Here is a 22,801-nt window from a genome sequence, read left to right as displayed (position 1 = left end):
CGAGGGGGAAGAACGCTGATGACACAGCCGCCCGGCCAGCCGCCGCAGGGCGCTTTCGGAGCGCCGCAGGACCAGCCGCCGGGCGGCGGATTCGGCGCCCCGCAACAGCCGCCCGCACAGGGCGGCTTCGGCGCACCTCCGCCACAGCCGGGCTACGGCTACCCGCAGCCGCCGGCGGCCGCCCCCGGCCCCTACGCCCAGCCGGCCGGCCCCTACGGCGTACCGGGGCAGGTGCCGGGTCCGTACGGGCCGCAGCCCGGGTACGGCTACCCCCAGCAGCAGCCGCAGTACCCCGGCGGGCCGGGGCTGCCCCCGCCTCCCGGCGGCTCGGGCGGCGGCCCGTTCAGGGGCAGGCCCGCGCTGGTCGTCGCGGCCGCGGTGGCGGCGCTGCTGGTCGTGGGCGGCACGGTGTACGCCCTGACCGGCAGCGGGGACGGCAGGAAGCCGGTCGCCCAGCAGTCCGACGACCCCAAGGCCTCCGATACCCCGGTCGACCCCGGTGACGGCAGCGGCGACGGCGGCGCGGACCCGGAGAACCTCAACGCGGGCCGCAGGTCCGGCGAGGCCAAGGTGCTCTGGTACAAGTCCGCGCCCGACGCGCCCGCATCCGGTGCCGACGCGCCCGGCATGTGGATCACCGGGAAGACGGCGGTGAAGGCGGCGTACAAGCAGGTCTTCGCCTACAAGGTGGGCAACGGCGACCCGGCGTGGGCCCCGATCACGTTCCCGCAGAAGATCTGCGCGGTCACCTCGCGGAAGTCGGCGGACGACAAGGTCGTCGTGGCCTACATGAACGGCACCAGCGACCGCGCCAAGTGCAACCAGCTGCAGGAGATCGACCTCGACACGGGCCGGAAGGGCTGGACCGCGACCGTCGCCGACGGCGGGCTGTTCGACAGCGCGCTCAGCATCGAGCTGACCATCAGCGGAAAGACGCTGATGGTGGGCCGTTCCCAGTCCGGCACGGCCTACGACCTCGGCAGCGGCGCCAAGTTGTACGACAAGAAGGAGTACGGCGCGTCCTGCTTCCCGACGGCGTTCGCGGGCGGCACGGACCGGCTGGTCGAGGTGGCGTCCTGCGGCGCCGGCGGCAGCGCCGAGCACGACGAGATCTCGCGGCTCGACCCGGCCACCGGCAGGGTCCGGTGGACGCAGCCGGTGAAGAAGGGCTGGTCGGTCGAGCGGACCTACTCCGTCGACCCGCTCGTGGTCTACATGACCAACGAGGAGAAGAAGGCCTGGAACATCTCGGTCCTGGACGACAAGGGCGCGTTCCGTTCCGAGGTGAAGGTGGACGAGAAGTTCGCGCCCCAGTGCGGCTGGGCGCTCCTCGCCCGTGACCTGCAGGGCTGCCAGGGCGTGGCCGTCGACGCCGACACCCTCTACCTGCCGACGGACGTGAGCGGCGGGGGCAACGAGATCGTCGCGATCAGCCTCACCGACGGCACGGCGAAGTGGCGCACGAAGTCCCCGACGGACGAGTCCATGTACCCGGTCGAGGTCGAGGGCGGCAGACTCGTCGCCTACGTACGGCCGTCGTACGACGCGGGCGGCCAGGTCGTCTCGATCCCGACCACCGGCTCCGCCCACCGCACCACCAGGCTGCTGCAGAACCCGCAGCACACCGCCGACATCGAGGGCGGCTTCTACGACGGTGCGGTCGACTGGGCCGACGGGCGCTTCTACCTCTCCTCCACGCGGCTGACCGGCAGCGACGACGCGAAGGAGAAGCTGATTATGGCCTTCGGCAACTGAGCGGAGCCCGCCCCGAGCCGTCCCGCAGCCAACGCCGTCCCCAGCCGTCGCACCCGCCGTCCCCCGAGGTATCTCCGCCATGACCCAGCCGCCCCCGCCGCCACCCAACCAGCCTCCGAACCCGTACACCCAGCAGCCCGGCCACGGCTACCCGCAGCAGCCCCAGCCCCCGCAACCCGGTTACGGCTACCCCCAGCAGCCCCAGCCTCCACAGCCCGGCTACGGCTACCCGCAGCAGCCCGCGGCCCCGAACCCGTATGCCCAGCAGCCCGGTTACGGCTACGGCTACCCGAACCAGCCGCCCCAGCCCGGCCACGGCCACCCCGGCGGCCGGCCGGGCGGCCCCGCTCCCGGTCCCGGCCGCAACAACGCCGCCCTGCTCATCGTCGTCGCCGCGGTCGTCGCCATCGCGCTGATCGTCGGCGGCGGCATCTGGTACGCCAAGTCCTCCGGCGGCGACGGCAAGAAGGACGACACCGCGAACTCCAGCGGCGGCGGCACCGGCGGCCAGGACGCGAACGGCGGCAAGGAAGGCAAGGGGACCGAGAAGGTGCCCGCGGACACCACCTCCAAGGTCCTCTTCCAGGTCCCGCTGCCCACGGCGAAGGACACCACCGTCACCGCCGGTTCCTGGCTCACCGACAAGGTGTACGCGAAGAGCGGCATCGCCGGGATCACCGGCTACGACCCCGACTCGGGCGCCAAGCTGTGGACGGTGCCGCTGTCCGGCCCAGTCTGCCGCGCCACCGGGCACGTCAGCGCCGACGGCCGGACCGCGGTCGTCTTCCAGCCGAAGATGCCCGCGAAGGGCTCCACGGCCGGCTGCACCCAGGTCGCCGCGATCGACCTGAACGCCGGCAGAAAGCTGTGGACCAAGACGGTCAAGTCCGGTGACGTCCCGGTCAACTTCGACAACGTGACGGTCGCTCAGCAGACGGTCGCGGTCGGCGGCTCCAGCGGCGGCGCCGCCTTCGACCTCGCCTCCGGCAAGGTCCGCTGGCAGCCGAAGGCGGGCGACAGCTGCTACGACGCCGGCTACGGCGGCGGCGCCAAGCTGGTCGCGGTCCGCAGGTGCGGCAGCGGCGACGCCGGCCAGCTGCACATCCAGACCCTCGACCCGGTCACCGGCAAGGTGCTCTCGGAGTACAGGATGACCTCCGGCATCGACTACGCGAGCGTCGTGTCGACCGACCCGCTGGTGGTCGCCGCCGACGTCAACGACAGCGCGGGCGACGGCAGCGGCTTCTCGGACGTCTTCTCCATCGACAACAGGACCGGCGCCCTGCGCACCCGTATCTCCACGCCGGGCAGCTCCTACGCGGCCCGCTGCGACGGCATCTACGAGCTGGAGAAGTGCACGGGCGTGCTGGTCGGCAACGACAGGCTGTACCTGGCGACCGAACAGCACGACGGCGACGCGGAGTACACGAAGACCAACGAGATCGTCGCCTTCGACCTGGGCACCGGCAAGCAGACCGGACAGCGCGCCGACGCCGGGGACGGCTACACGATCACGCCGCTGCGCATGGACGGCCCCGACGTGATCGCGTACAAGAACGCGCCGTACGACAAGGGTGCCCAGGTCGTCAGCATCGACGGCGGTTCGTTCAAGGAGACCAAGCTGCTGGAGAACCCGGCGACCACGGCGGTCAAGGCCGTGGAGACCGCCATGTCGCCCGACTACGCCGAGGTCCGCTACTCCCAGGGGCACCTCTACCTGTCCGCCGCCTACGCCCACGCCCGCACGTCCTCGTCGTCGGCCAAGGAGTACCTGGTCACCGCCTTCGGTACGGGTGGCTGATACGCGCTCTTCACCCTCGAATACGAGAAAACCCAGAGATTCCTCCGATCCGGGGCACTTCTCATCAGTAGGGGCAGCGCAACGTCGAACAAGCGTGTAGCTTCCGGGGGCATGAAGGACGAGGTGCCGGGGGGCCCTCTGTCCATGCGGACCAGTGGGCATCCATAGTGGGGCATCCATTGGGGGGACTGGGGGGTTGCTCTATGGGAGTGCGGCTCATGGTGGTCGACGACCACCGGTTGCTCGCGGAGGCGCTGGCCTCGGCGCTGAAACTGCGCGGCCACCGGGTGCTCGCCGCGGCGGCACCGGCGGCGGGCGCGGCCGAGCTGGTGATCACACGGGCACCCGAGGTGTGCCTGCTCGGTACGGCGACACCGGCCGAGCCGGGGATCTTCGACCCGGTGGTGAAGATCAAGCGGGAGCGTCCGCAGGTCGCCGTCCTGGTCCTGGGCCCGGTGCCCTCCCCGCGGGGCATCGCGGCGGCCTTCGCGGCGGGCGCCTCCGGGTACGTACGGCACGACGAGCGGATAGAGGGCGTCGAGCGGGCGATCATGAAGGCGCGGGCCGGGGAGGCCGCCGTGGCACCCGCTCTGCTCCAGGGCGCCTTCGGTGAACTCCTCAACCCGGCCGCCCAGCCCGACGACGAGGGCCAGCGCCTCCTCCAGATGCTCACCCCGAGGGAGGTGGAGGTCCTGGTCCGCGTCGCCGACGGCGAGGACACCCGCCTCATCGCCGCCGGCATGGGCATCGCCCCGAGCACGGCCCGCACCCATGTGCAGAGGGTGCTGATGAAGCTGGGCGTGGGGTCGCGCCTGGAGGCGGCGGCGCTGGCGGCCCGGACAGGGCTCCTGGACAGGGCGGGCCCACTCAACGGCGGCACGGAAGCGCCCCTTTAGGGGTGGGAGGAACTGCGCGACCAGCCCCCACGCACCCGCGGCCAGAACACAACCGAATCAGTCGTCGGCCTCTTCCGCCGGAGGCACCGGCCGCAGCCACAGCCACACCAGAAAGAACACCCCCAGCAACAGCATCCCGATCCCGGTCCACAGGTTGATGTTGATCCCCTGCGCCTTGTCGATCTCGGCCTGCGAGTCCGTGATCCCGGTGATCGTGACGATGATCCCGTACAGCACGAACAGCCCCCCGATGATCCGCCGCAGATCGAAGATCCGCGCGGCGGTCGCGGACCGGCCCTCCAGCTCGGTGACCTCCCGCTGGACGTCCTGCTCGGAGTAGTGGAATCCGGACTGCCCGGAGTCGTCGGACATGGTCTCTCCATCCTCCCGCGACCGGGACTAGAACGAGAACGGGATGTAGCAGGCGGCGGCCAGGATCACCGCGCCCCAGCCCAGCAGCGCCGGCCGCCGGTACCAGGCCTCGTCGCCGGGTGCGGGCGCCTCCGCCATGCCGGGGGAGCGGGTGCCGTAGACGAGGCCCGCGAGCTCCGCCTCCGGCTTCGGCGCGGTGAACAGGGACACGATCACCATCACGACCGCGCCGGCGACGAACCCGGCGATCGCGGAGACGAAGTTGGCGCCCTGGTCGGAGGGGATGCCGATGATCCCCCTCTTGTAGAGGACGAAGTAGTTGACCATCGCGGTCACGGTGCCCGCGAGCAGCCCCCAGAAGCCGGACTTCGCCGAGGCCCGCTTCCAGAACATGCCGACGACGAAGACGACGAACATCGGCACGTTGAAGAAGGAGAACAGCGTCTGGAGGTAGCTCATGATGTTCGAGAACGACGACGCCAGGAACGCCGTACCGATCGACGCGCACACGCCGATCGCCGTGATGAGCCGTCCGAAGCGCACGTAGTAGCCGTCCTCCCGGCCTCGCACCACGTACTTCGCCCAGATGTCCGTCGTGAACACGGTGTTGAAGGAGGACACGTTGGCCGCCATGCCGGCCATGAAGGCGGCCAGCAGACCGGTGACCGCGATGCCGAGCACGCCGTTGGGCAGCAGCTGCGACATCAGGTAGGGGATCGCGTCGTTGTACTGCAGGCCGGATTTGGCGGTCCCGATGTCCGGCACCAGCGCGGCGGCGACCAGGCCCGGGATCATCACCAGGAAGACGATGAAGATCTTCGGGTAGGCGGCGATCAGCGGGGTGCGCTGGGCGGCGGAGAGGTTCTTCGCCGACAGGGCGCGCTGCACCTCGGCGAAGTTCGTCGTCCAGTAGCCGAAGGAGAGCACGAAGCCGAGGCCGACGACGATGGTCAGCCAGTTCGCGCCGAGCGGGTTGACGGAGCCGATGCCGGTGCCGCCCCAGGCCGTCGTGAAGTTGTGGCCGTGGGTGGCGGTGAGCTTGTCGACCAGGCCGCCCCAGCCGCCCGCCTTCTTCAGGCCGAGCACGGACAGCGGGATGAGGGCGGCCAGGATCACGAAGAACTGCAGCACCTCGTTGTAGATGGCCGAGGAGAGACCGCCGAGGGTGATGTACGCCAGCACGAACGCGCCGGCGACCACGATCGCCACCCACTGCGGCCAGCCGAGCAGCGCCTCCACGACGATCGCCAGGGCGTACAGGTTCACACCGGCGATCAGGATGGCCGCGAAGGCGAACAGGATCGAACTGAGCAGGTGTGCGGCTCTGTCGAAGCGGAGCAGCAGCATCTCGGGGACCGAGCGGACCTTGCTGCCGTAGTAGAAGGGCATCATCACCAGGCCCAGGAAGACCATGGCCGGAATGGCGCCGATCCAGTACCAGTGCACGGTGTACGCGCCGTACTGCGCGCTGTTGGCGGCCATGCCGAGGATCTCGGTGGCGGCCAGGTTCGCCGAGATGAACGCGAGACCGGTGATCCAGGCGGGCAGTGACCGCCCGGAGAGGAAGAAGTCGAGGCTGGTCCTCACCGAGCGGCGGGCCGCGAAGCCGATGCCCAGGACGACGACGAAGTAGATCGCCAGGATCGTGTAGTCGAGGCCGTTGGTCGGCAACCGCAGCCCGGCCGCCAGCCGCACTGCCGATGTGGGGGATACGGGCGCATCTGTGGGGTTCTGCACCCGGTAATTCAACACTTTCGTTGTCTCACCTTGATTGATTGCGATGTTGACTGGGGTGGTGAGTTGTGTTTTGGTGTGTTCGGTTCTGTTTGATGGTTGGCTGGCTCGATCAATGGGAGTCCGCAGTGAAGAAGACCTCGACCCGGCTGGCCGACGGTCGCGAACTCATCTACTACGACCTGCGCGACGACACCGTGCGGGACGCGGTGGACCGCCGCCCGCTGGAGCGGACGCACACCACCTCCGAGATCCGGCGGGATCCGCTCCTCGGCGACCAGGTCGCGATCGCCTCGCACCGGCAGGGCCGCACCTACCACCCGCCGGCCGACCAGTGCCCGCTGTGCCCGACCAAGGGCGACCGGCTGAGCGAGATCCCGGACTCCTCGTACGACGTCGTGGTCTTCGAGAACCGCTTCCCCTCGCTGGCCGGCGACTCCGGGCGCTGCGAGGTGGTCTGCTTCACCTCGGACCACGACGCGTCCTTCGCGAGCCTCACCGAGGAGCAGGCGGGCCTGGTGCTGGACGCGTGGACCGACCGGACCTCGGAGCTGTCCCATCTCCCCGCCGTCGAGCAGGTGTTCTGCTTCGAGAACCGCGGCGAGGAGATCGGCGTGACGCTCGGTCACCCGCACGGCCAGATCTACGCCTACCCCTTCACCACCCCGCGCACCGCCCTGATGCTGCGCTCCCTCGCCGCCCACAAGGAGGCCACCGGCGGAGAGAACCTCTTCGACGCCGTGCTGGCCCGTGAACTCGCCGACGAGCGGGTCGTCCTTGAGAGTGAACACTGGGTCGCCTTCGTGCCGTACGCGGCACACTGGCCCTACGAGGTCCACCTGTACCCGAAGCACCGCGTCCCCGACCTGCTCGGGCTCGACGAGGCGGCACGCTCAGAGTTCCCCCAGGTTTATCTGGAACTCTTGAGGCGCTTCGACCGTATCTTCGGTGAGGGTGAGCCTCCCACGCCCTACATCGCCGCCTGGCATCAGGCGCCGTTCGGGACGCTGGAGGAGTTCGACGGTGTCACGCGCGACGACTTCGCGCTGCACCTGGAGCTTTTCACCATCCGCCGAACGTCCGGCAAGCTGAAGTTTCTCGCGGGTTCCGAGTCAGGCATGAGCGTGTTCATCAACGACGTGCCGCCGGAGCGCGCGGCCGAGCGACTGCGAGAGGTAGCGAGTTGATGAAGTACCTGGTGACGGGCGGGGCGGGTTACGTCGGCAGCGTGGTCGCCCAGCACCTGCTGGAGGCGGGCCACGAGGTCACCGTCCTCGACAACCTCTCCACGGGCTTCCGCGAGGGCGTCCCCGCGGGCGCCGCCTTCGTCGAGGGCGACATCCGCGACGCCGCCAAGTGGCTGGACTCCTCCTACGAGGCGGTGCTGCACTTCGCCGCGTTCTCCCAGGTCGGCGAGTCGGTCGTGAAGCCCGAGAAGTACTGGGACAACAACGTCGGCGGCACCATGGCGCTGCTCGCCGCGATGCGCGAGGCCGGCGTCCGCAAGCTGGTCTTCTCCTCCACGGCGGCCACCTACGGCGAGCCGGAGCAGGTCCCGATCGTCGAGACCGCCCCGACGCAGCCGACCAACCCGTACGGCGCCACCAAGCTCGCCGTCGACCACATGATCACCGGCGAGGCCGCCGCGCACGGCCTGGGCGCGGTCTCCCTGCGCTACTTCAACGTGGCGGGCGCGTACGGCGCGCAGGGCGAGCGCCACGACCCCGAGTCGCACCTGATCCCCCTGGTCCTCCAGGTCGCCCAGGGCAGGCGGGACGCGATCTCCGTCTTCGGCGACGACTACCCGACGCCGGACGGCACCTGCATCCGCGACTACATCCACGTCGCCGACCTCGCCGACGCCCACCTGCTGGCCCTCACGGCCGCCCAGCCCGGCGAGCACCTGATCTGCAACCTCGGCAACGGCGAGGGCTTCTCGGTCCGCGAGGTCATCGAGACGGTCCGGCAGGTCACCGGCCACCCGATCCCCGAGGTCGTGGCCCCCCGCCGGGGCGGCGACCCGGCGGTCCTGGTCGCCTCGGCGGCCACCGCCCGCGAGAAGCTGGGCTGGAACCCGACCCGCGCGGACCTCGCGGGGATCGTCGCGGACGCCTGGGAGTTCGCCCAGCACATCTCGAGGGAGCAGTAGTGGGGGCAGCAGCACAGGTGAGAGGCGCCTTCGAGGAGCTGTACGGGACGGCTCCCGACGGCGTCTGGGCGGCGCCGGGCCGGGTCAACCTGATCGGTGAGCACACCGACTACAACGACGGCTTCGTGATGCCGTTCGCGCTCCCGCACGTGGCGACGGCCGCCGTCGCCCGCCGTACCGACGGCGTGCTGCGGCTGCACTCCTCGGACGTCGAGGGCGGGGTCGTCGAGCTCTCCCTGGACGCCCTGGAGCCCGGCACCGACCGGGAGTGGACGGCGTACCCGGCGGGCGTGGTCTGGGCGCTGCGCGAGGCCGGTCACCCGGTCACCGGCGCCGACGTCCACCTCGCCTCGACCGTGCCGACCGGCGCCGGCCTGTCCTCCTCCGCGGCCCTGGAGGTGGTGATCGCCCTCGCGCTCAACGACCTCTACGAACTGGGCCTGCAGCGCTGGCAGCTGGCCCGCCTGTGCCAGCGCGCGGAGAACGTCTACGTCGGGGCGCCGACCGGCATCATGGACCAGACGGCGTCCGCCTGCTGCGAGGCCGGCCACGCCCTGTTCCTGGACACCCGCGACCTCTCGCAGAAGCAGATCCCCTTCGACCTCGCGGCCGAGGGCATGCGGCTGCTGGTCGTCGACACCCAGGTCAAGCACGCCCACAGCGGCGGCGAGTACGGCAAGCGCCGCGCGGGCTGCGAGAAGGGCGCGGCCCTGCTGGGCGTGGACGCGCTGCGGGACATCCCCTACGCCGACCTCGACGCGTCGCTCGAACGACTCGGCGACGAGGAGGAGGTACGGCGCCTGGTCCGGCACGTCGTCACCGAGGACCACCGCGTCGAGCGCGTCGTGGCCCTCCTGGAGGCGGGCGACACCCGCGCCATCGGCCCGGTCCTCACCGAGGGGCATGCCTCCCTCCGTGACGACTTCCAGGTCTCCTGCCCCGAGCTGGACCTGGTCGTGGAGGCGGCGAACTCGGCCGGCGCCCTGGGCGCCCGGATGACCGGCGGCGGCTTCGGCGGCTCGGCGATCGTCCTCGCGGAGGCGGCCGACGTGGACACGATCGCCAAGGCGGTCGAGGAGGCCTTCGCGGCGGCCGGTTTCACGGCCCCGCGGGTGTTCGAGGCGGTTCCGTCGGCGGGTGCCCGCCGGGAGAGCTGAGGCTCAGCCCAGCCGCTTCGTCAGCGTGTACTCCGTGATCCCCGGCGGGTAGTCGGGGATCACGCACACCACGTCGTACCCCTGCTTCCTGTAGAACTCCGGGGCCTGGAAGTCCCAGGTCTCCAGTCGGGCGGCGGTGCAGCCGCGGTCGGTGCGGGCGATGCGCTCGGCCTCCGCGAGCAGGCTGCCGCCGAGGCCGGTGCCGCGGTGGCGGGCGTCCACCCAGAGGTAGGTGACGTGCAGCCAGGACGCCCAGCTGTGCCCGACCAGACCGCCGGCCAGGTCGCCCGAACGCTCGTCCATCGCCCAGAGGTGCAGCGGCACTTCGCGTTCGGCCGGGGTGCCGCGCAGGGCCGCCAGGACGGGGGAGGCCGCCGTGTTGGTGGCCAGCAGCCGGGCGCGGAGCAGATCGCGTCGTTCCTTGTCGACTTCCGCCTCGATACGAAACATGCGGCACACCATAAACGCGTCGGCCGGGCAGTTCTGCAAATTGCCTTCCGCTCACGGCGACCGGTCGTACTCTGATGAGCAGTGCCGGTGGGGGCCGGTACTGATCAGGGGGCGAGACAAGCCGGATACGACGCCCGTGGTGGGGGTAGCAGTTCAGGCACGGCGGCGGCCGTGCGGTTCCGTCCTCCCGCGGGTGTCGTGTCCGCATGGGTCGTCGTTCTCCGGACCTTGGGGTATCCCCGGCTCGTGAAGAGCTACTGGGGAAGGGGGTTTCGTGGTTCGCATCCGAGTTCTGGTCGTCGACGACCACCGCATCTTCGCCGAGTCGCTGGCCGCCGCACTGGCCGCCGAGCCCGACGTCGACGTGTCCGCGGCCGGCAGCGGTCCGGCCGCACTGCGCTGCCTGGAGCGCGCGGTCGCCGAGGGCCGCCGCTACGACGTGCTGCTCGTCGACGCCGACCTGGGCGGTCAACTGCCGGGCGGCCGGGCGGCCGTGCCGGTGCAGGAGGCCAACGCGGAGGGGCTGGTCGACGGCATATCGCTGGTCGCCGGCGTCCGCTCGGCCCATCCGGCCGTCCGGGTCGTCGTCCTCGCCGAGAAGGACGACCCGCGGCGCGCTGCCCTCGCCCTGCAGGCCGGCGCCTGCGGCTGGGTCGCCAAGGACTGCTCGCTCTCCCGGCTGCTCAACGTCATCCGGGGCGTGCTGCGCGACGAGACGCATCTGCCGCCCGCCCTGCTCACGGGCGTGCTGCGGGAGCTGACCGCGGCCCGCAAGCACCGCACCGAGAGCGAACGGCTCGTGGAGTCCCTCACGCCGAGGGAGCGGGAAGTGCTCCGGTGCATGGTGGCGGGCCTGGGGCGCAAGGCGGTCGCCGAGCGCCTCTTCCTGTCCCCGCACACCGTCCGCACCCACATGCAGAACGTCCTCGGCAAACTGGGCGTCCACTCCACCCTCGCCGCGGTCGCGCTCGCGCGCCGGGCCGGGGTGGGGCCGGTGGACCTGGGGCCCAGCGGGCGGATCATGCCGGAGGAAAGCAGCAGCGCCTGACAAGTGCCTGTCGAGGAGCGCCCCGTAAGGGGCGCGGGGAACTGCGCGACCAGCCACAACGGCGCCGCACCCGACAGACAACGAAGCGCGGCTCTTCCAGCGGAGCGCCTAGCCGGGGATGTTGTCGAACGGCGCCGTCAACTGCCGTAGCAGCCCCGCGAGTTCGGTTCGCTGGGCGTGGGAGAGCTCGCCGAGAATGGCGCGCTCCTGGTCGAGGAGGCCCGCCAGGGCCTGGTCCGCGCGGTCCTGGCCCTCGGTGGTCAGCCGGACCAGCACGCCCCGCCGGTCGCTCGGGTCCGGCAGCCGCTCCACCAGGCCCTTCTTGGCCAGCCGGTCGATGCGGTTGGTCATCGTCCCCGAGGTGACCAGGGTCTGGGTCAGCAGCTGCCCGGGAGAGAGCTGGTAGGGCGTGCCGGCGCGCCTGAGCGCGGTCAGCACGTCGAACTCCCAGGGTTCCAGGCTGTGCTCGGCGAAGGCCAGCCGACGTGCCCGGTCCAGGTGCCGTGCCAGGCGGCTCACCCGGCTGAGTACCTCAAGCGGTTCCACGTCGAGGTCCGGGCGCTCCCGGCGCCACGCAGCGACCAGCCGATCGACCTCGTCCTCCATGGCGATCAGTGTAGTGGTTGTGTCGACATGAAGTCTCTTGATGTCGAGTCTCTTGACATCAAGATATCTCGGCGGGGAAGGTGGAGGACATGACCACTCCTGCCTGGGACCCCGCCCAGTACCTCCGTCACTCCGGCCACCGCGCCCGCGCCTTCACCGACCTCCTCGCCCACGTGCCCGCCCTCCCCGGCGACCCCCCGGCCGTCGCCGACCTCGGCTGCGGCCCCGGCAACGTCACCGCCGTCCTCGCCGACCGCTGGCCCGCCGCGCACATCACCGGCTACGACAACTCCGCCGCGATGCTCGACAAGGCCGATGCCGACCACGCGGGACCCACCCCCGGCGGCGGCCGCCTCGACTTCGCCCACGCCGACCTGCGCACCTGGGTACCCGAACGGCCGTACGACCTGATCGTGTCCAACGCGGCGCTCCAGTGGGTCCCCGGCCACCTCGACCGCTTCGCCGGCTGGCTCGACGCGCTCGCTCCCGGCGGCACCTTCGCCTTCCAGGTTCCGAACAACATCGACGCACCCCTGCACGCCCTGATGCGCGAACTCGCCGCCACGCCCCGCTGGAAGGCCCGGCTCGCCGACGTGCTGCGCCACGAGGACTCCGTCCACCCGCCCGCCGCCTACCTGGACCGGCTCGCCCGCCTCGGCTGCGCCACCGACGTCTGGGAGACCACCTACCTGCACGTCCTGACCGGCGAGGACCCCGTCCTGGACTGGGTCAAGGGCACCGGGCTGCGCCCCGCCCTCACCGCCCTCGGCGACGACCCCGAGGCCCGGGACGCCTTCGTCGCCGAGTACCGCGACCTGCTGCGGGAGGCCTACCCGAGCGCCCCCTACGGCACCGTCCTGCCCTTCCGCCGCCTGTTCGCCGTGGCGCGCAGGGAGGACGCCTGATGCTCACCGCCCTCGACCACGTCCAGCTCGCCGTACCGCCCGGCTCGGAGGACCTGCTGCGTGCCTACTACGTGGACCTCCTCGGCATGACCGAGATCCCCAAGCCGCCCGTGCTCGCGGCCCGCGGCGGCTGCTGGTTCCGGGCCGGGACCGTGCACCTGCACCTCGGGGTCGAGGCGGCCTTCCGCCCCGCCCTGCAGGCCCACCCGGGACTGCGGGTCACCGGCATCGACGCCTGGGCCGACCGGCTCGAAGCCGGCGGCGCACCCGTCACCTGGGACGACGACCTCCCCGGCCACCGCCGCTTCTACTCCCAGGACCCCGTCGGCAACCGCCTGGAGTTCCTGGAGCCCTGCGCGCCGTGAGCCGGCCCTAGGCCTTGCGGTGCCCTATCAGCCGCGGCTTCTGCTCCAGGCCGTCCAGGCCGTGCCAGGACAGGTTCACCAGGTGGGCGGCGACCTCCGCCTTCTTCGGGCGGCGCACGTCCAGCCACCACTGGCCGGTCAGCGCGACCATGCCCACCAGCGCCTGCGCGTACAGCGGGGCCAGCTTGGGGTCGAAGCCGCGGCTCTTGAACTCGCGCCCCAGGATGTCCTCCACCTGGGTGGCGATGTCCGAGATGAGGGACGCGAAGGAACCCGTCGACTGCGGGATGGGGGAGTCCCGGACCAGGATCCGGAAGCCGTCCGTGTACTCCTCGATGTAGTCGAGGAGGGCGAACGCGGCCTGCTCCAGCAGCTCCCGCGGATGACCGGCGGTGAGGGAGCTGGTCACCATGTCCAGCAGGCGCCGCATCTCCCGGTCGACCACCACCGCGTACAGCCCCTCCTTGCCGCCGAAGTGCTCGTACACCACCGGCTTGGAGACCCCGGCCTTCGCCGCGATCTCCTCCACCGACGTGCCCTCGAAACCCTTCGCCGCGAAGAGGGTGCGACCGATCTCCAACAGCTGCTGGCGGCGCTCCGCACCGGTCATACGGGTACGACGCGCCCGCCGCTGCTTGTCGGTACTGGGGGTGCTGGAGTCGGTCGCCACGCCGTCAATCATGCCGCCTTCGCGGCCTCCGCCCCCTGCGGGGAGCCGCCTTCCCCGGTGTTACGGCGCGAATCGATACGTGAGCGTGACGGCCAGCGCACGTCGTACGCCCAGCCCAGCTGCTCGCACCAGCGGATGATCCGCGCCGACGAGTCGATCTGGCCGCGCTCCACCCCGTGCCGCGCGGAGGTCGGGTCGGCGTGGTGCAGGTTGTGCCAGGACTCGCCGCAGGACAGGACCGCCAGCCACCACACGTTGCCCGACCGGTCCCGCGACTTGAACGGCCGCTTGCCCACCGCGTGACAGATCGAGTTGATCGACCACGTCACGTGGTGCAGCAGCGCCACCCGGACGAGTGAACCCCAGAAGAAGGCGGTGAACGCACCCCACCAGGACATCGTCACCAGCCCGCCGATCAGCGGCGGCAGCGCCAGGGAGAGCGCGGTCCAGTAGATGAACTGCCGGGAGATCGTCCGGATCGCCGGGTCCTTGACCAGATCAGGCGCGTACTTGTCCTGCGGGGTCCGCTCCTCGTCGAACATCCAGGCGATATGCGCCCACCACAGGCCCTTCATCAGCGCCGGCACGGTCTCGCCGTACCGCCACGGCGAATGCGGGTCGCCCTCCGCGTCGGAGAACTTGTGGTGCTTGCGGTGGTCGGCCACCCAGCGCACCAGCGGCCCCTCCACCGCCATCGACCCGGCGATCGCCAGCGCGATCCTGAGCGGCTGCTTCGCCTTGAAGGAACCGTGGGTGAAGTAACGGTGGTAGCCGATCGTCACACCGTGACAGCCCAGGTAGTAGAAGAACACCATCAGGCCCAGGTCGAGCCAGCTCACGCCCCACCCCCACGCCAGCGGCACCGCCGCCAGCAGCGCGAGGAACGGCACGACGATGAACAGCAGCAGGGTGATCTGCTCCAGCGAACCCTTCCGCTCACCCCCCAGGGTGGCGGACGGGGGCGCGCTGCCTGCCGCCTTCCGGGGGTCTTCGATCACATCGGAACTTGACGAGGTCATGCGCGTCCCCTGTGGGGTCGAGGGTTGAGAGAGGCGCCGATCCGCGGCGACCGAACGGGACGACAAAGGAGCTTCCCTACGGTTCCGTAACCTACGGCGACGTAAGTATGGCAGCGGGGCGTCTCACGGCAAGAGCCCCAGCACCTGCGCGTCCTCATGGACACCTATCCTTGGAGTCGGTCGGACAGCGCGGTCCGCTCTGTTTCCTTCCCTGATGTCCGGCCGCTATGCGGACAGGCGCCGCCTGCCGCCCGGCCGACCGACGGGTTCCCTCCAGACGAGCTTCAACACTGCAAGGAGCCGCACCTGTGAGCAGTGCCGACGACCAGACCACCACGACCGGCAGTGAGCTGCGCGCCGACATCCGCCGACTGGGCGACCTCCTCGGCGAGACCCTCGTCCGCCAGGAGGGCCCCGAGCTGCTGGAGCTCGTCGAGAAGGTCCGCCGCCTCACCCGCGAGGACGGCGAGGCCGCCGCCGAACTGCTGCGCGGCACCGAACTGGAGACCGCCGCCAAGCTCGTCCGCGCCTTCTCCACCTACTTCCACCTCGCCAACGTCACCGAGCAGGTGCACCGCGGCCGCGAGCTGCGCGCCCGCCGCGCCGCCGAGGGCGGCCTCCTCGCCCGCACCGCCGACCGGCTCAAGGACGCCGACCCCGACCACCTGCGCCAGACCGTCCAGAACCTCAACGTCCGCCCGGTGTTCACGGCCCACCCCACCGAGGCCGCCCGCCGTTCGGTCCTCAACAAGCTCCGGCGCATCGCCGCGCTCCTGGACACCCCGGTCATCGAGTCCGACCGCCGCCGCACCGACATCCGCCTCGCCGAGAACATCGACCTGGTGTGGCAGACCGACGAGCTGCGCGTGGTCCGCCCGGAGCCCGCCGACGAGGCCCGCAACGCCATCTACTACCTGGACGAACTGCACGCCGACGCCGTGGGCGACGTCCTGGAGGACCTGACGGCGGAACTGGAACGGGTCGGCGTCAAGCTCCCCGACGACACCCGCCCCCTCACCTTCGGCACCTGGATCGGCGGCGACCGCGACGGCAACCCCAACGTCACCCCCCAGGTCACCTGGGACGTCCTGATCCTCCAGCACGAGCACGGCATCAACGACGCCCTGGAGATGATCGACGAACTCCGCGGCTTCCTCTCCAACTCGATCCGCTACACCGGTGCCACCGAGGAACTCCTGGAGTCCCTCCGGACCGACCTGGAACTCCTCCCCGAGATCAGCCCCCGCTACAAGCGCCTGAACGCCGAGGAGCCCTACCGCCTCAAGGCCACCTGCATCCGGCAGAAGCTCAGCAACACCAAGCAGCGCCTGGCCACCGGCACCCCGCACGAACCCGGCCGCGACTACCTCGGCACCGCCGAACTCCTCGGCGACCTGCGCCTGATCCAGACCTCTCTGCGCGAACACCGCGGCGGCCTCTTCGCCGACGGCCGCCTGGCCCGGACGATCCGCACCCTCGCCGCCTTCGGCCTCCAGCTCGCCACCATGGACGTCCGCGAACACGCCGACGCCCACCACCACGCCCTCGGCCAGCTCTTCGACCGCCTCGGCGAGGAGTCCTGGCGCTACACCGACATGCCCCGCGAGTACCGCGCCAAGCTCCTCGCCAAGGAGCTGAGGTCACGCAGGCCGCTGGCCCCGACCCCGGCACCCGTCGACGCGGCCGGCGCCAAGACCCTCGGCGTCTTCGAGACCGTGAAGAAGGCCCTGGAGATCTTCGGCCCCGAGGTCGTCGAGTCCTACATCATCTCCATGTGCCAGGGCGCCGACGACGTCTTCGCCGCCGCCGTCCTCGCCCGCGAGGCCGGACTGGTCGACCTGCACGCCGGCTGGGCCAAGGTCGGCATCGTGCCCCTCCTGGAGACCACCGACGAGCTCAAGGCCGCCGACACCATCCTGGAGGACATGCTCTCCGACCCCTCCTACCGGCGCCTGGTCGCGCTGCGCGGAGACGTCCAGGAGGTCATGCTCGGCTACTCCGACTCCTCCAAGTTCGGCGGCATCACCACCAGCCAGTGGGAGATCCACCGCGCCCAGCGCCGACTGCGCGACGTCGCCCACCGCTACGGCGTCCGGCTGCGCCTCTTCCACGGCCGCGGCGGCACCGTCGGCCGCGGCGGCGGCCCCTCCCACGACGCCATCCTCGCCCAGCCCTGGGGCACCCTGGAGGGCGAGATCAAGGTCACCGAACAGGGCGAGGTCATCTCCGACAAGTACCTCATCCCCTCCCTCGCCAGGGAGAACCTGGAACTCACGGTCGCCGCCACCCTCCAGGCCTCCGCCCTGCACACCGCCCCCCGCCAGTCCGTGGAGGCCCTCGCCCGCTGGGACGCCGCCATGGACGTCGTCTCCGACGCCGCCCACTCGGCCTACCGCCGCCTGGTCGAGGACCCCGACCTGCCGACGTACTTCCTCGCGTCGACACCGGTGGACCAGCTCGCCGACCTGCACCTGGGCTCCCGGCCCTCCCGCCGCCCCGGCTCCGGCGTCTCGCTCGACGGCCTGCGCGCCATCCCCTGGGTGTTCGGCTGGACCCAGTCCCGGCAGATCGTCCCCGGCTGGTTCGGCGTCGGCTCCGGCCTCAAGGCACTGCGCGAGGCCGGCCTGACCGCAACATTGGGAGGTGAGGGCGTCCTCGACGAGATGCACGAGCAGTGGCACTTCTTCCGCAACTTCATCTCCAACGTCGAGATGACCCTCGCCAAGACCGACCTGCGGATCGCCCAGCACTACGTCGACACCCTCGTCCCCGACGAGCTCAAGCACGTCTTCGACACCATCCGCGAAGAGCACGCACTGACCGTCGCCGAGGTCCTGAAGATCACCGGTGAGGCCGAACTCCTCGACGCCACCCCGGTCCTCAAGCAGACCTTCACCATCCGCGACGCCTACCTGGACCCGATCTCCTACCTCCAGGTCACCCTCCTCAAGCGCCAGCGCGACGCGGCGGCGGCCGGCGAGCCCGCCGACCCGCTCCTCGCCCGCGCCCTGCTCCTCACCGTCAACGGCGTGGCAGCGGGCCTGCGCAACACCGGCTGACAGCGGTCGGCCGGACAGGACGGTGCCCCCGGGGTCGTACACCCCGGGGGCACCCGTCGTCCTTGGCACAGCTCACTGCAGCGCGGCGAACGCCGCCGTGAGCAGCGCGATCCCCGCCCCCCCCAGCACCCACGCCACCCGCCGCAGCCGCAGCCCCCCGGCCACCACCACCGACGCCAGCAGCAACGCACCTCCCAGCGGCACCCACGCGTACAGCACCCCCGCCGGCCCCGACCGGACCACATCCCCGGTACCGGGCTTCACGATCACGTCGTACGTCTGCCCCTTGCGCACCCCGACCGACTTGCCGAGGACGACACTCGCGCGCTTCGCCGCACCGGCCGAGACAGGCGCGAACGGCCCCGTGCAGGTGTCGGCACCGCACGCCGTCACCGTCACCGTGCCGCGCTCCTTGCCCTTCGTCAGCATCACGTCCTGCGCGGTGCCCCACGACCCCCACACCCCGGCCACCAGGATCAGCACGGCGACCGCGCCCATCGACAGGACACGCAACGCGTTGACCGAGGCCGCGCGGGAGGAGGCGGCGGAGGCAGCAGGCATGGCCGGGATCATTGGCCATATCCCTACGGCTGGTCAACTTCCGTAAGGGACAAGCAGGGGACAAGCAGGCGACAAGCGGGGGACAAGTCAGGAGTTGTACGAGCTTTGCGCCCGCTCCAGCCCCTCGGTGACCAGCGCCTCCACCGCGTCCGCGGCCCGGTCCACGAAGTAGTCCAGCTCCTTGCGCTCGGCCGAGGCGAAGTCCTTCAGCACGAAGTCCGCGACCTGCATACGGCCCGGAGGCCGCCCGATCCCGAACCGCACCCGGTGATAGTCCGGCCCCATCGCCTTCGTCATCGACTTCAGCCCGTTGTGCCCGTTGTCGCCACCGCCCAGCTTGAGGCGGAGCACGCCGTAGTCGATGTCCAGCTCGTCGTGGATGGCGACGATGCCCGCGACCGGCACCTTGTAGAAGTCGCGCAGCGCGTTCACCGGGCCGCCGGAGAGGTTCATGAACGACATCGGCTTCGCCAGGATCACCCGCCGGCTGCCCGGCCCCGGCGCCCCGAGCCGCCCCTCCACGACCTGCGCCTGGGCCTTCCCGGCCCGCTTGAACTTCCCGCCGATCCGGTCGGCGAGCAGGTCCACGACCATGAACCCGACGTTGTGCCGGTTCATCGCGTACTCGGGCCCGGGATTACCGAGCCCGACGATCAGCCAGGGGGCGTTGGCGGGGGCGCCCGCGGGGGTCGTCACGTTCATGTCTCCTTGATACGCGCCAGCCGCCGCTCCCGGGGGAACGGCGGCTGACCGTTGTTCGACTGCTTGCCGCTTGCCGCTTCCGCGGACCGCTTACGGCGACCGGCGCCTGTTCAGCAGACGGCACCTGAACCGACGGCTCAGGCCTCGGCCGCTTCCTCGCCGGCCTCGCCCTCGGCCGTCTCCTCCGCCTGCGCGGCCAGGACCTGGAGGACGACCGCGTCCTCCTCGACGGCCAGGGTCACGCCGGACGGCAGGGTGATGTCCTTGGCGAGGACGGAAGCGCCGGCCTCCAGGCCCTCGACGGAGACCGTGACGGCCTCGGGGATGTGGGTGGCCTCGGCCTCGACCGGCAGCGCGTTCAGGACGTGCTCCAGCAGGTTGCCGCCCGCGGCCAGCTCGCCCTCGGTGTGCACCGGGATCTCGACCGTGACCTTCTCGCCACGCTTGACCAGCAGCAGGTCGACGTGCTCCAGGAAGCCCTTGATCGGGTCACGCACGACGGACTTCGGGATCGCCAGCTCGTTCGACTTGCCGTCGATGTCGAGGGAGATCAGGACGTTCGGCGTACGCAGCGCGAGCAGCAGCTCGTGGCCCGGCAGGGTCAGGTGGATCGGGTCCGAACCGTGGCCGTACAGGACACCGGGAACCTTGCTGTCACGACGGATACGGCGCGCGGCACCCTTGCCGAACTCGCTGCGCGTCTCGGCGGCGATCTTCACCTCGGACATGGTGATCACTCCTCGTAGAGGTAGAAACGGACGTGGTCACCCGGCCACGAACGGCCTGCTACGAAGAGCGCGTCGATAACGGAGGCGTGGCCTCCCTCGCCGAGCAACTGGAGAAGTCTACTCGGCGTGAGAGGCCACAGAAAAATCGATCATGCAGAACCGTTTTTACAGCTCACTGCTCGTCGAAGAGGCTCGTCACCGAACCGTCCTCGAACACCTCACGCACCGCACTCGCGATCGTCGGCGCGATCGACAGCACCGTGATCTTGTCCAGGTCCCGGCTCAGCTCACCCGGCGTCGGCAGCGTGTTCGTCAGCACGAACTCGCTCACCCGCGAGTTCTTCAGCCGGTCCGCCGCCGGACCCGACAGCACACCGTGCGTCGCCGTCACGATGACGTCCTCCGCACCGTGCGCGAACAGCGCGTCCGCCGCCGCACAGATCGTGCCACCCGTGTCGATCATGTCGTCGACCAGCACGCACACCCGGCCCTTGACCTCGCCCACGACCTCGTGGACGGTCACCTGGTTCGCCACGTCCTTGTCGCGCCGCTTGTGCACGATCGCGAGCGGCGCCCCGAGCCGGTCGCACCACCGGTCCGCCACCCGCACCCGGCCGGCGTCCGGAGACACGATCGTCAGCTTGTTCTTGTCCACCTTCGCGCCCACGTAGTCCGCGAGCAGCGGAAGCGCGAACAGGTGGTCCACCGGACCGTCGAAGAACCCCTGGATCTGGTCCGTGTGCAGATCCACGGTCAGGATCCGGTCCGCACCCGCCGTCTTCATCAGATCGGCGATCAGCCGCGCCGAAATCGGTTCACGACCCCGGTGCTTCTTGTCCTGACGGGCGTAACCGTAGAACGGCACAATCACCGTGATGGACCGCGCCGACGCACGCTTCAGCGCGTCGATCATGATCAACTGCTCCATGATCCACTGGTTGATCGGAGCCGTGTGGCTCTGGATCACAAAGCAGTCGGCACCGCGTGCCGACTCCTGGTAGCGGACGTAGATCTCGCCGTTCGCGAAGTCGAAGGCCTTCGTCGGGACGACCCCGACACCCAGCTGGTGGGCGACCTCCTCGGCAAGCTCGGGGTGGGCGCGCCCGGAGAAGAACATCATCTTCTTCTCGCCGGTCGTCTTGAACCCGGTCACAGCACTGTCTCCTCAGAGGTGTCTCAGCCGTACAGCTGGATCTCCAGCGCCCTGTGTGCCGGGCGCGGGAGGCCGAAACAGCTGGTTAGGTGCGGGTGTGCACTTATCACGGTACGACGTCTTCGGCGCACCTGTTTCCGGTCAGTCCTCGCTCGCGCCCCGCCGGGAAGCCGCCTCGGCAGCCTTCGCCGCCGAACTCCCCGGACGCTTCCGGGCCACCCAACCCTCGATATTCCGCTGCTGACCGCGGGCCACGGCCAGCGAACCGGGCGGCACATCCTTCGTGATCACGGACCCGGCAGCGGTGTACGCACCGTCCCCGATCGTGACAGGCGCCACAAACATGTTGTCCGAACCCGTCTTGCAGTGCGACCCGACCGTGGTGTGGTGCTTGCTCTCACCGTCGTAGTTCACGAACACACTGGCCGCACCGATGTTCGAATACTCGCCGATCGTCGCATCGCCGACATACGAGAGATGCGGAACCTTCGTCCCCTCCCCGATCGACGCGTTCTTCGTCTCCACATACGTACCGATCTTGCCCTTCGCCCCCAGCCGCGTCCCCGGCCGCAGATAGGCATACGGTCCCACGCTCGCGTCCGCACCGATATGAGCAGAATCGGACACCGTGTTGCTCACCCGCGCCCCGGCACCCACCCGGGTGTCCTTCAGCCGGGTGTTCGGCCCGACCTCCGCGCCCTCCGCCAGATGCGTCGAACCCAGCAGCTGCGTGCCCGGCAGCACCACGGCGTCCTGCTCGAAGGTCACCGTCACGTCCACCCACGTCGTCGCCGGATCCACGACCGTCACGCCGTCCAGCATCGCCCGCTCCAGCAGCCGGTCGTTCAGAATCCGCCGCGCCTCGGCCAGCTGCACCCGGTTGTTGATCCCGGCGATCTCCCGGTGATCCCCCGCCACCGACGCCCCCACCCGGTGCCCCGCCTCCCGCAGGATCCCGAGCACGTCCGTCAGGTACTCCTCGCCCTGGCTGTTGTCCGTCCGCACCTTCCCCAGCGCGTCCGCCAGCAACCGGCCGTCGAACGCGAACACCCCGGAATTGATCTCCCGGATCGCCCGCTGCTCCTCCGAGGCGTCCTTGTGCTCCACGATGGCCGTCACGGCCCCGGAGACGGCGTCGCGCACGATACGGCCGTAACCGGTCGCGTCCGGCACCTCGGCCGTCAGCACGGTCACCGCGTTGCCGTCACCGTGATGCGTCCCGGCGAGCCGCCGCAGCGTCTCCCCGGTCAGCAGCGGAGTGTCCCCGCACACCACGACCACGGTCCCCTCGACCGCCCCGCCCAGCTCCTCCAGCGCCATCCGCACGGCGTGCCCGGTGCCGTTCTGCTGCTCCTGCACGGCGGTACGGACGCCGGCGTCGACCTCACCGAGATGCGCGGCGACCTGCTCACGCGCGTGCCCGACGACGACGACCAGGTGCTCGGGGTCCAACTCGCGGGAGGCGGCGAGCACATGACCCACCAGGGAACGGCCGCAGATGTCGTGCAGGACCTTGGGTGTGGCCGACTTCATACGGGTGCCCTCACCCGCTGCGAGAACGACGACGGCTGCCGGGCGAATGGCGCTCACGGGGTTGCCCTTCGGCTTTTTGGATGGTGGGGGTGACATCCGCAGGATACCGGGGCGTTTCGTGGGGGACATGGGAGCGGG

21 protein-coding genes are annotated in these 22,801 nt (G+C 70.5%); 10 read left to right on the top strand and 11 right to left on the bottom strand.

All coding sequences use genetic code 11. The features are described from left to right. Positions 1 to 18: 18 nt before the first annotated feature. From ACFZB3_RS17235 to ACFZB3_RS17225, 3 genes are all read left to right on the top strand, one after another. Positions 19 to 1,755, top strand: coding sequence for a PQQ-binding-like beta-propeller repeat protein (locus ACFZB3_RS17235; RefSeq protein ID WP_391376216.1), 1,737 nt, complete (start codon positions 19 to 21; stop codon positions 1,753 to 1,755). Between the two features lie 79 nt (positions 1,756 to 1,834). Then, entirely contained in the window at positions 1,835 to 3,556 is a 1,722-nt protein-coding gene (locus ACFZB3_RS17230; RefSeq protein WP_391376214.1) for a PQQ-binding-like beta-propeller repeat protein, read from the top strand. 203 nt (positions 3,557 to 3,759) lie between these two features. Continuing rightward, positions 3,760 to 4,452: a response regulator transcription factor gene (locus ACFZB3_RS17225; RefSeq protein ID WP_351488141.1), complete on the top strand. Its 693-nt coding sequence runs from the start codon at positions 3,760 to 3,762 to the stop codon at positions 4,450 to 4,452. A gap of 57 nt (positions 4,453 to 4,509) precedes the next feature. Here the strand turns inward: ACFZB3_RS17225 and ACFZB3_RS17220 are convergent, their stop codons facing one another. Together ACFZB3_RS17220 and ACFZB3_RS17215 are read right to left on the bottom strand one after the other, a co-directional pair. Then, a complete protein-coding gene (locus ACFZB3_RS17220) occupies positions 4,510 to 4,824 on the bottom strand; it encodes a hypothetical protein (RefSeq protein ID WP_391376211.1) in 315 nt (104 codons plus the stop codon). Positions 4,825 to 4,851: 27 nt separating this feature from the next. After that, complete coding sequence (locus ACFZB3_RS17215; RefSeq protein WP_391376209.1) at positions 4,852 to 6,561, bottom strand: sodium/solute symporter; 1,710 nt, start codon at positions 6,559 to 6,561, stop codon at positions 4,852 to 4,854. A 125-nt stretch (positions 6,562 to 6,686) separates the two neighbouring features. On the opposite strand from ACFZB3_RS17215, the gene galT reads away from it, so the two are divergent. From galT to galK, 3 genes are read left to right on the top strand one after another with little or no spacing between them, the layout of a single operon-like run. Beyond that, positions 6,687 to 7,745, top strand: coding sequence for a galactose-1-phosphate uridylyltransferase (galT, locus tag ACFZB3_RS17210; protein WP_391376207.1), 1,059 nt, complete (start codon positions 6,687 to 6,689; stop codon positions 7,743 to 7,745). Further along, positions 7,745 to 8,707, top strand: a complete 963-nt coding sequence (gene galE, locus ACFZB3_RS17205; protein ID WP_391376205.1) for a UDP-glucose 4-epimerase GalE — start codon at positions 7,745 to 7,747, stop codon at positions 8,705 to 8,707. Before galT ends, galE begins: the two co-directional genes overlap by 1 nt. Then, positions 8,707 to 9,864 (top strand): galactokinase, encoded by a 1,158-nt coding sequence (gene galK, locus ACFZB3_RS17200; RefSeq protein WP_391376202.1) that lies wholly within the window; start codon positions 8,707 to 8,709, stop codon positions 9,862 to 9,864. Before galE ends, galK begins: the two co-directional genes overlap by 1 nt. Positions 9,865 to 9,867: 3 nt before the next feature. Here the strand turns inward: galK and ACFZB3_RS17195 are convergent, their stop codons facing one another. Then, positions 9,868 to 10,326: a GNAT family N-acetyltransferase gene (locus ACFZB3_RS17195; RefSeq protein WP_391376199.1), complete on the bottom strand. Its 459-nt coding sequence runs from the start codon at positions 10,324 to 10,326 to the stop codon at positions 9,868 to 9,870. 262 nt (positions 10,327 to 10,588) lie between these two features. Here ACFZB3_RS17195 and ACFZB3_RS17190 point away from each other — a divergent pair, with 262 nt between their 5' ends. Further along, complete coding sequence (locus tag ACFZB3_RS17190) at positions 10,589 to 11,362, top strand: LuxR C-terminal-related transcriptional regulator (RefSeq protein WP_391376197.1); 774 nt, start codon at positions 10,589 to 10,591, stop codon at positions 11,360 to 11,362. A 108-nt stretch (positions 11,363 to 11,470) separates the two neighbouring features. Here ACFZB3_RS17190 and tamR read toward each other — a convergent pair whose 3' ends face one another. Next, a complete protein-coding gene (tamR, locus tag ACFZB3_RS17185; protein ID WP_391376194.1) occupies positions 11,471 to 11,968 on the bottom strand; it encodes a MarR family transcriptional regulator TamR in 498 nt (165 codons plus the stop codon). Positions 11,969 to 12,057: 89 nt separating this feature from the next. Here tamR and ACFZB3_RS17180 point away from each other — a divergent pair, with 89 nt between their 5' ends. After that, positions 12,058 to 12,873, top strand: coding sequence for a trans-aconitate 2-methyltransferase (locus ACFZB3_RS17180; RefSeq protein ID WP_391376192.1), 816 nt, complete (start codon positions 12,058 to 12,060; stop codon positions 12,871 to 12,873). Further along, complete coding sequence (locus ACFZB3_RS17175; RefSeq protein ID WP_391376189.1) at positions 12,873 to 13,238, top strand: glyoxalase; 366 nt, start codon at positions 12,873 to 12,875, stop codon at positions 13,236 to 13,238. The genes ACFZB3_RS17180 and ACFZB3_RS17175 overlap by 1 nt, the downstream gene beginning before the upstream one ends. Positions 13,239 to 13,245: 7 nt before the next feature. Here ACFZB3_RS17175 and ACFZB3_RS17170 read toward each other — a convergent pair whose 3' ends face one another. Next, a complete protein-coding gene (locus ACFZB3_RS17170; protein WP_391376186.1) occupies positions 13,246 to 13,920 on the bottom strand; it encodes a TetR family transcriptional regulator in 675 nt (224 codons plus the stop codon). After that, a complete protein-coding gene (locus tag ACFZB3_RS17165; RefSeq protein WP_391376183.1) occupies positions 13,917 to 14,927 on the bottom strand; it encodes a fatty acid desaturase in 1,011 nt (336 codons plus the stop codon). The genes ACFZB3_RS17170 and ACFZB3_RS17165 overlap by 4 nt, the downstream gene beginning before the upstream one ends. 308 nt (positions 14,928 to 15,235) lie before the next feature. Between ACFZB3_RS17165 and ppc the strand changes: the two genes are divergently transcribed. Next, positions 15,236 to 17,986 (top strand): phosphoenolpyruvate carboxylase, encoded by a 2,751-nt coding sequence (gene ppc / locus ACFZB3_RS17160; protein ID WP_391376181.1) that lies wholly within the window; start codon positions 15,236 to 15,238, stop codon positions 17,984 to 17,986. 72 nt (positions 17,987 to 18,058) lie between these two features. On the opposite strand, the gene ACFZB3_RS17155 is transcribed toward ppc, so the two are convergent. The 5 genes from ACFZB3_RS17155 to glmU all read right to left on the bottom strand — a co-directional run bounded on the left by ACFZB3_RS17155 (position 18,059) and on the right by glmU (position 22,720). Continuing rightward, positions 18,059 to 18,547, bottom strand: coding sequence for a hypothetical protein (locus tag ACFZB3_RS17155; RefSeq protein WP_391376178.1), 489 nt, complete (start codon positions 18,545 to 18,547; stop codon positions 18,059 to 18,061). Positions 18,548 to 18,634: 87 nt separating this feature from the next. Continuing rightward, positions 18,635 to 19,249 (bottom strand): aminoacyl-tRNA hydrolase, encoded by a 615-nt coding sequence (gene pth, locus ACFZB3_RS17150; RefSeq protein WP_391376175.1) that lies wholly within the window; start codon positions 19,247 to 19,249, stop codon positions 18,635 to 18,637. A 137-nt stretch (positions 19,250 to 19,386) separates the two neighbouring features. Continuing rightward, entirely contained in the window at positions 19,387 to 19,977 is a 591-nt protein-coding gene (locus ACFZB3_RS17145) for a 50S ribosomal protein L25/general stress protein Ctc (protein ID WP_391376172.1), read from the bottom strand. Between the two features lie 172 nt (positions 19,978 to 20,149). Next, entirely contained in the window at positions 20,150 to 21,130 is a 981-nt protein-coding gene (locus ACFZB3_RS17140; RefSeq protein ID WP_391376167.1) for a ribose-phosphate diphosphokinase, read from the bottom strand. Positions 21,131 to 21,271: 141 nt separating this feature from the next. Beyond that, positions 21,272 to 22,720, bottom strand: a complete 1,449-nt coding sequence (glmU, locus tag ACFZB3_RS17135) for a bifunctional UDP-N-acetylglucosamine diphosphorylase/glucosamine-1-phosphate N-acetyltransferase GlmU (RefSeq protein WP_391376164.1) — start codon at positions 22,718 to 22,720, stop codon at positions 21,272 to 21,274. Positions 22,721 to 22,801 lie beyond the last annotated feature (81 nt).

Source organism: Streptomyces sp. NPDC008092 (assembly GCF_042957285.1).
Taxonomy (GTDB): domain Bacteria; phylum Actinomycetota; class Actinomycetes; order Streptomycetales; family Streptomycetaceae; genus Streptomyces.
This window is presented reverse-complemented; position numbering and strand designations above follow the sequence as displayed.